General features: G+C 66.6%; 12 protein-coding genes. 3 read left to right on the top strand and 9 right to left on the bottom strand.

What is annotated here, in order from left to right:
* Positions 1–231: 231 nt before the first annotated feature.
* Positions 232–2,013 carry an ABC-F family ATP-binding cassette domain-containing protein gene (locus tag EWE75_RS20530; RefSeq protein WP_130159963.1) on the bottom strand — a complete coding sequence of 594 codons (1,782 nt, stop codon included), beginning with the start codon at positions 2,011–2,013 and terminating at the stop codon, positions 232–234.
* A 337-nt stretch (positions 2,014–2,350) separates the two neighbouring features.
* Here EWE75_RS20530 and EWE75_RS20525 point away from each other — a divergent pair, with 337 nt between their 5' ends.
* The 3 genes from EWE75_RS20525 to EWE75_RS20515 all read left to right on the top strand — a co-directional run bounded on the left by EWE75_RS20525 (position 2,351) and on the right by EWE75_RS20515 (position 4,864).
* On the top strand, positions 2,351–2,656 hold the full coding sequence (locus EWE75_RS20525) for a hypothetical protein (RefSeq protein WP_130159962.1): 306 nt from the start codon (positions 2,351–2,353) through the stop codon (positions 2,654–2,656).
* A 33-nt stretch (positions 2,657–2,689) separates the two neighbouring features.
* Complete coding sequence (locus EWE75_RS20520) at positions 2,690–3,355, top strand: response regulator transcription factor (protein WP_093224396.1); 666 nt, start codon at positions 2,690–2,692, stop codon at positions 3,353–3,355.
* A gap of 126 nt (positions 3,356–3,481) precedes the next feature.
* Positions 3,482–4,864, top strand: a complete 1,383-nt coding sequence (locus EWE75_RS20515; protein ID WP_130159961.1) for a sensor histidine kinase — start codon at positions 3,482–3,484, stop codon at positions 4,862–4,864.
* 89 nt (positions 4,865–4,953) lie between these two features.
* On the opposite strand, the gene EWE75_RS20510 is transcribed toward EWE75_RS20515, so the two are convergent.
* The 8 genes from EWE75_RS20510 to aroQ all read right to left on the bottom strand — a co-directional run bounded on the left by EWE75_RS20510 (position 4,954) and on the right by aroQ (position 11,911).
* Positions 4,954–5,961, bottom strand: coding sequence for an LLM class flavin-dependent oxidoreductase (locus EWE75_RS20510; protein ID WP_130159960.1), 1,008 nt, complete (start codon positions 5,959–5,961; stop codon positions 4,954–4,956).
* A 67-nt stretch (positions 5,962–6,028) separates the two neighbouring features.
* Positions 6,029–6,700, bottom strand: coding sequence for a DUF1013 domain-containing protein (locus EWE75_RS20505; protein ID WP_130159959.1), 672 nt, complete (start codon positions 6,698–6,700; stop codon positions 6,029–6,031).
* A 112-nt stretch (positions 6,701–6,812) separates the two neighbouring features.
* Complete coding sequence (locus tag EWE75_RS20500) at positions 6,813–7,853, bottom strand: glycosyltransferase family 4 protein (RefSeq protein ID WP_130159958.1); 1,041 nt, start codon at positions 7,851–7,853, stop codon at positions 6,813–6,815.
* Between the two features lie 5 nt (positions 7,854–7,858).
* Positions 7,859–8,773 (bottom strand): UDP-2,3-diacylglucosamine diphosphatase, encoded by a 915-nt coding sequence (locus EWE75_RS20495; RefSeq protein ID WP_130159957.1) that lies wholly within the window; start codon positions 8,771–8,773, stop codon positions 7,859–7,861.
* A gap of 83 nt (positions 8,774–8,856) precedes the next feature.
* A complete protein-coding gene (locus tag EWE75_RS20490; RefSeq protein WP_130159956.1) occupies positions 8,857–9,474 on the bottom strand; it encodes a glutathione S-transferase family protein in 618 nt (205 codons plus the stop codon).
* A gap of 113 nt (positions 9,475–9,587) precedes the next feature.
* Positions 9,588–10,946: an acetyl-CoA carboxylase biotin carboxylase subunit gene (gene accC / locus EWE75_RS20485; RefSeq protein ID WP_130159955.1), complete on the bottom strand. Its 1,359-nt coding sequence runs from the start codon at positions 10,944–10,946 to the stop codon at positions 9,588–9,590.
* Between the two features lie 2 nt (positions 10,947–10,948).
* Positions 10,949–11,428: an acetyl-CoA carboxylase biotin carboxyl carrier protein gene (accB, locus tag EWE75_RS20480; RefSeq protein WP_130159954.1), complete on the bottom strand. Its 480-nt coding sequence runs from the start codon at positions 11,426–11,428 to the stop codon at positions 10,949–10,951.
* A gap of 48 nt (positions 11,429–11,476) precedes the next feature.
* Positions 11,477–11,911, bottom strand: a complete 435-nt coding sequence (aroQ, locus tag EWE75_RS20475) for a type II 3-dehydroquinate dehydratase (RefSeq protein ID WP_130159953.1) — start codon at positions 11,909–11,911, stop codon at positions 11,477–11,479.
* Between the last annotated feature and the right edge of the window lie 134 nt (positions 11,912–12,045).

Here is a 12,045-nt window from a genome sequence, read left to right as displayed (position 1 = left end):
CTGCTCAGCAACGATCTTGCAAGATCGCGAAGTCGAACGGCCTCACATCCGCCGCCGGGACGGGGTGGCCACCCCGTCCCGGCAATCGCCAGTATGCACATTTCCAACACACAAGCGAAGTCGAGGGGCCGCCCGGTGCGCAGGTGCCTCGACTTCGGCCCGCAGGGCCGAAGTTTATCCTGAGCGGCTGGCTTGCCAGCCAGCCGAAGGGCTCGGCACGAACGGGAGGTTCTACCCCTCGACCATCTCCGCCAGTTCCAGCCAGCGCAGTTCCGCCGCCTCCTTGTCGCCGCGCGCCTTCGCGACCGCTTTGGTCAGCGCCTCGAACCGCGCGAAATCCTTCGTGTAGAGCGCCGGGTCCGCCAGCAGCGCCTCATCGCGCACGATCAGCGCTTCGAGTTCCTCGATTCGCTTGGGCAGCAGCTCGTAATCGCGCTGGTCCTTGTAGGTCAGCTTGACCTTCGGCGCGACCACGGGCGGCGCGGTCGGCTGCACCTTGCGCGGATTCTCGCGCTTGCCGCCGCTGACCTTGAGCCGGCGCTGCTTCTCCCAATCCTCATAGCCGCCGGCGACGACATCGACGCTGCCCGATCCGTCGAGCCCGAGCGTCACCGTCACGGTGCGGTCGAGGAAGTCGCGATCGTGGCTGACGATCAGCACGGTGCCGTCGAAATCGCCGATCACGTCCTGCAACAGATCGAGCGTTTCCAGATCGAGATCGTTGGTCGGCTCGTCGAGCACCAGCAGGTTCGACGGTCGGGCGAACTCGCGCGCGAGCAGCAGCCGCGAGCGCTCGCCGCCCGACAGCGTGCCGATCTTGGCGTCGATCATATGGCCTTCGAACAGGAAGTCCTTGAGATAGCCGATGACGTGCTTGCGCACCCCCTGCACCTCGACCCAGTCGCCGCCATCGGCGAGCACGTCGCGCACCGTCTTCTGCGGCTCCATCTTGATTCGCTGCTGATCGATCACGATCGCCTCGATCGTCTGCGCGAAGCGGATGGTGCCGCTGTCGGGGGCGAGATCGCCGGTGAGCAGCTTGATGAGCGTCGATTTGCCAGCACCATTCGCGCCGACGATGCCGATACGATCCTTGCGCGTGATGCGCAGCGTCAGATCGTCGATGATCTTGCGCGGGCCGAAGCTCTTCGAGATATGCTTGGCGTCGATCACCACCTTGCTGCGCGCGTCGTCGGTGCCGATCGTCAGATTGGCGGAGCCTTGCGGACCGACCATCGATGCGCGTTCGGCGCGCATCTCGATCAGCTTGGTGAGCCGGCCCTGGTTGCGCTTGCGCCGCCCGGTGACGCCGCGCAGCAGCCAATGTTCCTCGAGCTTGAGCTTGGCGTCGAGCCGCTGCGCGTTGCGCTCCTCGTCGGCATAGACCTGTTCGGTCCACGCCTCGAAGCCGCCGAAGCCGATCTCCGCGCGCCGCATCGCGCCGCGATCGAGCCACAAGGTCTGCTTGGTCAGCCGGGTGAGAAAGGTGCGGTCATGGCTGATGACGACGAACGCGCCCCGGAAGCGGTTGAGCCATTCCTCCAGCCAGTCGATCGCGGCGATGTCGAGATGGTTGGTCGGCTCGTCGAGCAGCAGCACGTCGGGGTCCATCGACAGCGCGCGCACGATCGCCGCGCGGCGGCGCTCGCCGCCCGAGGCGGAGGCGGATTCGCGTGACAGATCGATGCCGAGCTGGTCGGCGATCGCATCGGCCTCATAGGGTTCGGGCGCATCGTCACCGGCCAGCACGTAATCGCGCAGTGTCGGGAAAGTGCGCAGGTCGGGTTCCTGCTCAAGCATCACGACGCGGGTGCCGGGCACGATGCTGCGCCGCCCCTCGTCGCTGTCGATCACGCCGGCGAGCAATTTGAGCAGGGTGGTCTTGCCGGCGCCGTTGCGGCCGATCAGCGCGAGCCGGTCGCGCGGGCCGACGTTGATGTCGAGGCCGCGAAAGAGCCAGCCCGACCCCTGAATGACGCCGAGATTTTCATATGCGAGGATAGGTGCTGCCATAGCGTGCGCCCCCTAACGCTTTAGCGCAGCTAAAGCGAGGGCCTGCGCACGCCCGGCCGGCGGCGCCGTGGCGCCGTCCGACGACGCGGCTTTGCCGCGGCGGGCCTTCTCCCCCTCCGTTCGTGCCGAAGTCGAGGCACCTGCGCTGCGGTTGCCCGTCGACTTCGCTCGGGGCGAACGGCGGGGGGTAGGCAACGGACGACGCGGGAATAAATCCCGCCTCGTCGGACGGGCCGCTTCGCGCCCGCCGGCCGTCCTTGCGCGAGTCAGCGTGGAGCGCTGCCGCGCTGCGGATCATTCACAGGCTGTTCAACGCGCAACGCCTATGCGACACCTCATGAAGATGCTCGCCGCCTTTGCACTGCCCCTGTTGCTTGCCGCGCCGGCCGCCCTTGCGGCGCCCGCGCCTGAGCAGCAGCGCGACCAGCAACAGGCGTGGCGCCAGCGCCAGCAGGGCCGCATCCTGCCGCTCCGCGAAATCGAGGCGAAGGTGCTGCCGGCGATGCGCGGCAGTCAATACCTCGGCTTCGATTTCGAGGGGGACAGCGGGATTTACACGCTGAAATTCCTGCGCGATGGCACTGTCATCTGGGTCGATGTCGATGGCCGCTCCGGCCAGATCATCGGCCGTACCGGCCACTGAGCCTAAATTCGCTGAATTCCGAAGGGGACCACAATGCGCGTGCTGATCGTCGAGGACGAACCCAATCTGGGCCAGCAGCTCAAGAACACGCTCGAAGGCGCGGGCTATGCGATCGACCTCGCCACGGATGGCGAGGAGGGGCATTTCCTCGGCTCGACCGAGAATTACGATGCGGTCGTGCTCGATCTCGGCCTGCCCGAGATCGACGGGCTGACCGTGCTCGATCGCTGGCGCAAGGAGGGCAAGGTGATGCCCGTCCTCGTCCTCACTGCGCGCGATAGCTGGTCGGACAAGGTCGCCGGGCTCGATGCCGGTGCCGATGATTATGTCGCCAAGCCGTTCCAGTCCGAGGAACTGATCGCGCGCCTGCGTGCGCTGATCCGCCGCGCCTCCGGCAACGCCTCGTCCGAACTGATCGCCGGCGACGTGCGGCTCGACACGCGCAGCGGCAAGGTGACGCTCGCCGGCGAGCCGGTGAAGCTGACCGCGCAGGAATACAAATTGCTCAGCTACCTGCTCCATCACAAGGGCAAGGTGGTGAGCCGCACCGAGCTGATCGAGCATATCTACGATCAGGATTTCGACCGCGATTCGAACACGATCGAGGTGTTCGTCACGCGCATCCGCAAGAAGCTCGGGCAGGATGTCATCACCACGATTCGCGGGCTGGGCTACAGCCTCGAAGAACCCAATGGCTGATCCACATTTGCGCCCCTCCCTGGAAGGGAGGGGCCGGGGGTGGGTCGGCGTGGGGCCGAGCGCGGCATTCCCCGGAGAGCAACCCACCCCCAACCCCTCCCTTCCAGGGAGGGGGGAGCGTATCGCATGACCGACACCGCCGCCCTCGACATCTCCCCGCCCAACCCGCGGGTACGCACCACCGGGTCGCTCAGCCGGCGCATGATCGTCATCGCGGCGGCGTGGATTCTCATCCTGCTGACCGGCGGCGCCTTCGCGCTCGATCGCGTGCTGACCACCGCGATCACGCAGAATTTCGACGATCAGCTCGAATATGTCCTCAAGGCGCAGATCGTGTCGTCCGCGATCGGCCCCGACGGTGAGGTGATGTTCACCCGCGAGGCCGCCGATCAGCGTTTTCTCGAACCCGGCTCGGGGCTGTACTGGCAGGTGAGCGCGCCGGGGCAGGAGGCGTTCCCGTCGCGCTCGCTGTGGGACCGGCGGCTCGCTTATGGCGGCCAGCACAACGATCTCGGCGTCCATGTCTACAACAGCGACCAGTTCCCCGACGAGCGGCTGCGCGTCGTCGAGCGCGATATCAAGCTGCCCGGATCGCCGGTGCGCTGGCGTTTTCAGGTCGCGCAGAGCCGCGCCGGCCTCGATGCGCAGATCAAGATCCTGCGCAGCACGATGCTCAAGAGCTTCGCGTTGCTCGGCTTCGGGCTGATCGTGATGGCGGCGCTCCAGACCTTCTACGGGCTGTGGCCGCTGCGCAAGGTGCGCGAGGAGATCGCGCGGATGCGTGCCGGCAAGGCCCGCCAGATCGAGCGCGCGATGCCGATCGAGGTCGCGCCGATGGTCGAGGAGCTTAACGCGCTGATCGAGCATAACGAGCGCCAAGCCGAGGAAGCGCGCCGCCACGCCGGCAACCTCGCGCATGCGCTCAAGACGCCGCTCACCGTCATCATGAACGCCGCCACCGCGCAGGCCGACGATCTCGGCGAGACGGTGGTGCGCGAGGCGCGGACGATGCGGCGGCAGGTCGATCATCACCTCGCCCGCGCGCGCGCGGTTGGCCGGCGCGGTTCGGCGCATAGCCGTGCCGACGTCTGGCCGAGCCTCGAATCGGTCGAGCGCGCGGTGGCGCGGCTCTATCGCCATGTCCGCATCGACACCGATGGGCCGAAGGACTTGCAGGTCCATGTCGAGCGGCAGGACTTGGACGAAATGCTCGGCAACCTCGTCGAGAACGCCGCAAAATACGGCGGCGGCAGCGTATTCGTGACGGTGGGCGCGCAGGCCGGGTTCGTCGAGTTCCTGATCGAAGACGACGGCATGGGCATCCCCGAGGAGCAGCGCGCACGCATCTTCGATCGCGGCGTGCGGCTCGACAGCGGCAAGCCCGGCACCGGCCTCGGCATGGCGATCGTGCGCGATGTGGCGGAAATCTACGGCGGCACCGTCTCGCTGGAGGAGAGCGAGGATTTGGGCGGGTTGCTGGTGAGGCTCAGGCTGCCGGCGGCGAACTAATCCCCGTTCGTTCCGAGCGAAGTCGAGGGGCAGGCCGCAAGCGCAGGTGCCTCGACTTCGCTCGGCACGAACGGTCTGTGAAAATGGCCTCAGGCCGCGATAGCGTCCTTGGTAACCGCCTGCATTGCCCCAGCCGCGATCTCCAGACTGCGTTTGCGCGCTGCGTGATCGTACATCATGCTCGTCACCATGATTTCATCGACGCCGGTGCGCGCGATGAACGCGGCGATGCCATCGGCAACCTTGGCGGGACCGCCGATTGCCGAGCATTGCAGCACGTTATCGAGCATCGCATTGCCCTGCGCGCCCAGCCCGCCGCGATAGTCCTTGACTGGCGGCGGCAACAGGCCGGGCGTGCCAGTGCGCAGCGCGATGAACGCCTGTTGCTGCGAGGAGGCGAGATACTCCGCCTCGGCGTCGGTCTCGGCGGCGATCACGTTGAAGCCCGCCATCAGATGCGGCTTGGCGAGCGCTGCCGATGGCTTGAAATCACGGCGGTAGATCGCGATCGCCTCCATCAGCGAATCCGGCGCGAAATGCGAGGCGAAGGCATAGGGCAGGCCGAGCATCGCGGCGAGCTGTGCGCCGAACGTGCTCGATCCGAGAATCCACAGCGACACATTCGCGCCCGCGCCGGGCGTCGCGGTGATGCCGGTCTGGCCGTCGTCGGCGAAATAGCTCTGCAATTCGAGCACGTCGCGCGGGAAAGCATTGGCGTCGCTCGCCAGCGTGCGGCGCATCGCGCGCGCGACGCGCTGGTCCGAGCCCGGCGCGCGGCCGAGACCGAGATCGATTCGGCCGGGGAACAGTGCATCGAGCGTGCCGAACTGCTCGGCGATCGCGAGCGGAGCGTGGTTGGGCAGCATGATCCCGCCAGCACCGACACGGATGGTCGAGGTCGCCGCAGCGACATGGCCGATCACGATCGAGGTGGCGGCGCTGGCGATGCCGGGCATGCCGTGATGCTCGGCCGTCCAGTAGCGCGAGAAGCCGAGCCGCTCGGCCGTCCGCGCCAGATCGGCGGCGTTGGCGAGGCTTTGCGCGACGGAACCGCCCTGGACGACGGGCACGAGATCGAGGAGCGAATAAGCTGTCATGCGCCGGATGTGGGGAGGCGCATGACGGCTTACCAGACCGGACGGTACAAAAATCCGGGGCGGGCGATTACCGGCGGAACAGCGTCTCGGCGGTCGGCTCGGCCGGGGTCGTGCTGCCGCTTTCGCTCTCGCCGCGTGCGGCCTGCTCGCGCTGGGCGCGAAGCTCGGTGATGAGCGCCTCGCGATCGCCCTCCAGCCGCGTGTCGACCGGCGCCTCGATGCCAGCCGCCTTGGCCGCCTTCGCCACCGCCGCGTCGAGCTCGCGCTGCGTCGTCAGGCCCAGCGTGACCGGGTCTTTCGGCGTGATGTTGGCGATGTTCCAGTGGCTGCGGTCGCGAATCGCTGCGATCGTGGTGCGGGTGGTGCCGATCAGATTGCCGATCGCGCCGTCCGAAATCTCGGGATGGTTGCGGATGATCCAGGCGATGCCATCGGGCTTGTCCGACCGCTTCGAAACCGGCGTGTAGCGCGGCCCCTTGGTGCGGCGGACCTGCTCGGGGCCTTTGAGGATCTGCAGGCGATATTCGGGGTTGGCCTGGCCCTTGTCGATCTCGTCCTGAGTCAGTTCGTGCGCGCGCACCGGATCGCGGCCGGTCAGCTTGGTCGCGGCGGTATCGTCGGCGATCGCCTGGATTTCGAGGATGTGCAGCCCGCAGAACTCGGCGATCTGTTCGAACGAAAGCGAGGTGTTGTCGACGAGCCAGGACGCGGTCGCGTGCGGCATGAGCGGCTGGGCCACGAAATACTCCTTCAGAAACGGAAAGGGCCGCCCCTTTCGGAGCGGCCACAGTAATGCCTATGACTTAATGCTTATGGCCCGCCGGGGCAAGCGCCCTGCGCGGTACGCAAAATCAGGCCGCGATCGCCGCGTCGTCGAGCCCTACGGGCGCGAGCGCCTTGAGGAATTGCCGCGCGCTCGCCTCCCAGGTGAAGCTTTGGCCGTAAGCGGCGCAGGTTCGGCGGTCGAGCGTCAGCGCCTGCGCGATGGCGGTGTCGAGATCCTCGTCCATCACGCCGACGCCGGGCTTGAGCACGTCGAGCGGCCCGGTCACCGGATAGGCGGCGACCGGCGTGCCGCAGGCCATCGCCTCGATCATCACCAGTCCGAACGTGTCGGTGCGGCTCGGGAAGACGAACACATCGGCGGCGGCATATGCGGCGGCGAGATCGGCACCGAAGCGCGCGCCGAGGAACTTCGCCTCGGGGAAACGTGCTTCCAACGATGCCCGCGCCGGGCCGTCCCCGACGATGACCTTTGTACCGGGGTGAGACGCGGTCAGGAACGACTCGATATTCTTCTCGACCGCGACGCGACCGACATAGAGCTGGATCGGACCGGCCCCCGCTTGTGCGAGCGCGCGCAACTCGGGATCGGGTGCGGTTTCGTGCGAGAACAGCGACAGGTCCACGCCGCGCCCCCATTCGCGAACGCGCGTCAGGTCGTGATCCTTGAGTGTCGCCTCGATCGATCGAGTCGAGGCGAGGATCGCCTGCGCCGGCGCATGGAACCAGCGGATGTAGCGCCACACCCATTCAGGATTCACCCCGGTCCGCGCCGAAATATAATCGGGGAATTGCGTGTGATAGGCGGTGGTGAACGGAAAATTCTGCGTCAGGCACCAGCGCCGCGCGGCGAGGCACACCGGCCCCTCGGTCGCGAGGTGGATGGCGTGCGGGTTGAAATCGGCGAGCATCTTGCCGACCCCGCCGGTGCTGGCGAGCGCAAGGCGGATTTCGGGGTAGGTCGGGCACGGCAGCGAATAGAACAGATCGGGCGAAACGACGAGCACCTCATGCCCTTGGCGCTCCAACTCGGCGCGAACGGATTGCAGCGTGCGAACGACCCCGTTGACCTGCGGGCTCCACGCATCGGTGGCGATCGCGATCCGCACCGCGCTCAGGCCGCCATCATCTCGATCTCCGCCGGCGCCTCTGGCTCCGCCTCCGGCGGTTTGCGGGCGGCAATTTCGTCGGCCCAGTGCAACACCTCCATGCGACCGTCGAAATGCTCGACCAATGCCGTGCAGCCCTCCACCCAGTCGCCATCGTTATAATATTGAACGCCGCCGATGTCGCGGATTTCGGCGGTGTGGATATGCCCGCACACCACGCCATCGACACCACGCGCGCCGGCCGCTTCCGCGATCACCTGTTCGTAATTCGAGATGAATTCGACCGCGTTCTTCACCTTCGCCTTCGCATGTTTCGACAGCGACCAATATGGCAGGTTGAAGCGGCGGCGATAGGCATTCACCAGCCGATTCAGGGCCATCAGCGATTCATATGCGACATCGCCGACATGCGCCAGCCATCTGTGCGCGAGCGTGATCGCGTCGAATTCGTCGCCGTGCAGCACCAGCAGCCGGCGCCCGTCGGCGGTGGTGTGGATCGCCTTGCGCCGGATCGAGACGCCGCCGAAGCTCAGCCCGCTGAACTGGCGCATCACCTCGTCGTGGTTGCCGGGGATGTAGATTACGTCGGTGCCGCGCTTGGCGCGCTTGAGGATTCGCCACACCACGTCGTTGTGCGCGTCCGGCCAGTAGAACTTCCGCTTCAACCGCCAGCCGTCGATGATGTCGCCGACCAGATACATCGTGTCGCTGTCGACATGGTCGAGGAAGTCGATCAGCATCTCGGCGTTGCAGCCGCGCGTGCCGAGGTGGATGTCCGAAATCCAGATCGTGCGGAAGCGCTGCCGTTCGGGCGGGGTGCGCTCGGGGATCGTCGGCGTCGAATTGGCGAAATCGAACAGGTCCGTCACCGAGCTGTCGCCCGGCAGCAGATCCATCGCAATCTTGGTGACGGCGTCCATGCGCTTTCCCCGGAAGCTCTCGGCTGAGAGTGCGCTATGGCCGGGTTTTGTTACACCTTGAGTCGGACGCGATGACAGCCGCGTTACGCGGTGATGGCGATATGCCCCGGCTGTGCCGCGACTCGCGCCAGCCACGCCGAGACGGCGGGCCAGCGCGCGAGATCGAACCCGCCTTCGCCCGCGACATGCGTATAGGCGTAGAGCGCGATGTCGGCGAGCGTGAAGCGGGTGCCGGCGAACCAGTCGGCGCGGGCGAGGTGATCGTCCATCAGTGTGAGCGCCGCCTCCGCCGCCGCCGTCCGTGCGGGGATTTGCGCGCGTTGCGCATCGGTGAGGTTGGCCTCGCCGATCATGGCGCGCCAGAAGCGCAGCGTCGCGACATTGGGTTCGTGGTTATATTGTTCCCAGAACATCCAGCGCAGCATGTCGGCATGGTCGAAGCGATCCTCGGGGATCAGCGGCGAGCCATGCGCCAGCCACACGCAGGCCGCGTTGCTCTCCGGCAGGAACGTGTCGCCGATCTGGAGGACGGGGATGCGCCCGTTGGCGTTGACGTCGCGCAGGAACGCCTCGGTGCGCGTCTCGCCTTTGAGGATATCGTAGCCGCGCCGGTCGAGCCGGGTGCCAAGATGCGCGGCGGTCAGCCGGATCTTGTAGCAATTCCCCGATGGCGCATATTCGTGCAGGATCAGATCGGTCATGGTCGCCCCCTTCGCTACGCCACTTGTGCCCGCATGAAGCGCGGGCGCCAAGCAAAGCGTGGCGGGGGTCAGATAAGCCGGGCTTATCAACCCGGCCTATCCGCCCCGAACGGTCAGTCCTGATTCTCGGGCCGCGCGAGCCAGTCTTCGAGCCATTTGATCGTGTAATCGCCAGCCTGGAATTCGGGGTCTTCGAGCAGCGCCTGATGCAGCGGGATCGTCGTCTTGACGCCGTCGATCACGAATTCCTCGAGCGCGCGGCGCAGCCGCAGGATGCAGCCCTCGCGGGTGCGGCCATAGACGATCAGCTTGGCGATCATCGAATCATAGTAGGGCGGGATGCGATAGCCGGCGTACAGCCCGCTATCGACGCGCACATGCATGCCGCCCGGCGCGTGATAATAGTCAACCCGCCCCGGCGACGGCGCGAAGGTGCGCGGGTCTTCGGCGTTGATGCGGCATTCGATCGCGTGGCCGCGAAACTCCAGTTCCTCCTGCCGAACCGACAGCGGATGGCCCTCGGCGATGCGGATCTGCTCGCGCACCAGATCCATGCCGGTGATCGCCTCGGTGACGGGATGCTCGACCTGAAGCCGCGTGTTCATCTCGATGAAGTAGAACTCGCCGTCTTCCCACAGGAACTCGATCGTGCCTGCGCCGCGATAGCCCATGTCGGCCATCGCCTTGGCGACGATGCCGCCCATCCGCGCGCGATCCTCCGGCCCGAGCACGGGCGAGGGGGCTTCCTCAAGCACCTTCTGGTGGCGGCGCTGGAGCGAGCAGTCGCGCTCGCCGAGATGGATCGCCTCGCCCTTGCCGTCGCCGAACACCTGGAATTCGATGTGGCGCGGGTTGCCGAGATATTTTTCGAGATAGACGGTGGCGTCGCCGAACGCCGCCTTGGCCTCGCGACCGGCCTGCTGCATCAGCGTTTCGAGCTCGTCTTCGGACGTGCAGACCTTCATGCCGCGCCCGCCGCCGCCCGACGCCGCCTTGATGATGACCGGATAGCCGATCCGCGCCGCGATCTCGCGCGCCTCGACGATGTCGCTGATCGCGCCGTCCGACCCCGGCACCAGCGGCAGGCCGAGCGCGCCGGCAGTGCGCTTCGCCTCGACCTTGTCGCCCATCGTGCGGATATGTTCGGGCTTCGGCCCGACGAAGATCAGCCCGTGCGCCTCGACGATCTCGGCGAACTTGGCGTTCTCCGACAGGAAGCCGTAGCCGGGGTGGATCGCGTCGGCGCCCGAAATCTCCGCCGCCGAGATGATGTTGGGGATGTTGAGATAGCTCTCGCTCGCCGCCGGCGGGCCGATGCAGATCGCCTGATCCGCCAGCCGCACATGCATCGCGTCGGCATCGGCGGTCGAATGCACCGCCACCGTCTGGATGCCCATTTCGTGACAGGCGCGGTGGATGCGCAAGGCGATCTCGCCGCGATTGGCGATCAGAAGCTTCTTGATCTCGGGCATGGTTATTCGACGACCACCAGCGGCTGATCGAACTCGACCGGCTGGCCGTTCTCGACCAGAATCGCCTTCACGATGCCCGCCGACGGCGCGATGATCGGGTTCATCACCTTCATCGCCTCGACGATCAGCAGCGTCTCGCCCGCCGCGACCTGACTGCCCACGGTCACGAACGCCTTGGCGCCCGGCTCGGCCGAGAGATAGACCGTGCCGACCATCGGAGATTTGACCGCATTGGCGCTCGGCACCGGCGAAGCGACGATTTCGGCCGGAGCAGCCGCCGCGACCGGCGCTGCCGGCGCAGGCGCGGCATACTGCATCGGTGCGGCCGCGACCTGGGCCGCCTTGCGCGCGATGCGGATCTTGCGGTCGCCGTCCTCGACCTCGATCTCGGTGAGATCGGTCGCGTCGAGCATTTCGGCGAGCTGGCGGACCAGATCGACATCGATCCGCATCGCGCCGGAAGTTGCAGTGTTATCGGTCATACGACCCCTGTTGTCCTGTTCTTGCCCTGAATTCGGTGGCGCGTCCTGTCAGAACCGCGCGGCGGCTTCAAGCGCCAGCATATACGAATACGCGCCGAACCCCGCCACTGTCCCCTTTGCGGCCATTCCGACATAGCTGTGATGCCGAAATGTCTCGCGTGTGTGTGGGTTGGAGAGGTGAACCTCGATCACCGGCGTCTTGATGCCTTTGATGGCATCATGCACCGCCACTGACGTGTGGGTGAACGCGCCGGCGTTGAGCAGGACCGCCTTGGCGCCCACCGCTTGCGCCTCGTGCAGCCAATCGACCAGATGCCCCTCATGGTTCGACTGGCGCATGTCGATCGTCAGATCGAGCTCGCGGGCGCGATCCTCGAGCATGCCGGCGATGTCGTCGAGCGTGTCGTGGCCGTAGATCTCCGGCTGGCGCGTGCCGAGCAGGTTGAGGTTGGGGCCGTTGAGGACGAAGATGGTGTCAGGCATCGAACTCTTTCAATTGCGGGCACGACGCGCACGCCTATATCGTGACGACCCTCCTTACCCGTTCGTGGGGGGGGGGGGGGGGGGGGGCGGGGGGGGGGGGTGGGGGCCGGAGAACGCCACCGGCCCCCCGGCGG

This window comes from Sphingomonas populi (assembly GCF_004208535.1).
Lineage (GTDB): Bacteria > Pseudomonadota > Alphaproteobacteria > Sphingomonadales > Sphingomonadaceae > Sphingomonas > Sphingomonas populi.
Note: the sequence above shows the minus strand (reverse complement) of the source record. Positions and strands in the feature narration are given on the sequence as shown.

Coding starts and splice junctions, on each gene's coding strand:
- EWE75_RS20530 (WP_130159963.1), bottom strand. CDS start 2,013: ATGGCAGCACCTATCCTCGCATATGAAAATCTCGGCGTCATTCAGGGG.
- EWE75_RS20525 (WP_130159962.1), top strand. CDS start 2,351: ATGAAGATGCTCGCCGCCTTTGCACTGCCCCTGTTGCTTGCCGCGCCG.
- EWE75_RS20520 (WP_093224396.1), top strand. CDS start 2,690: ATGCGCGTGCTGATCGTCGAGGACGAACCCAATCTGGGCCAGCAGCTC.
- EWE75_RS20515 (WP_130159961.1), top strand. CDS start 3,482: ATGACCGACACCGCCGCCCTCGACATCTCCCCGCCCAACCCGCGGGTA.
- EWE75_RS20510 (WP_130159960.1), bottom strand. CDS start 5,961: ATGACAGCTTATTCGCTCCTCGATCTCGTGCCCGTCGTCCAGGGCGGT.
- EWE75_RS20495 (WP_130159957.1), bottom strand. CDS start 8,773: ATGGACGCCGTCACCAAGATTGCGATGGATCTGCTGCCGGGCGACAGC.
- EWE75_RS20490 (WP_130159956.1), bottom strand. CDS start 9,474: ATGACCGATCTGATCCTGCACGAATATGCGCCATCGGGGAATTGCTAC.
- accC (WP_130159955.1), bottom strand. CDS start 10,946: ATGCCCGAGATCAAGAAGCTTCTGATCGCCAATCGCGGCGAGATCGCC.
- accB (WP_130159954.1), bottom strand. CDS start 11,428: ATGACCGATAACACTGCAACTTCCGGCGCGATGCGGATCGATGTCGAT.
- aroQ (WP_130159953.1), bottom strand. CDS start 11,911: ATGCCTGACACCATCTTCGTCCTCAACGGCCCCAACCTCAACCTGCTC.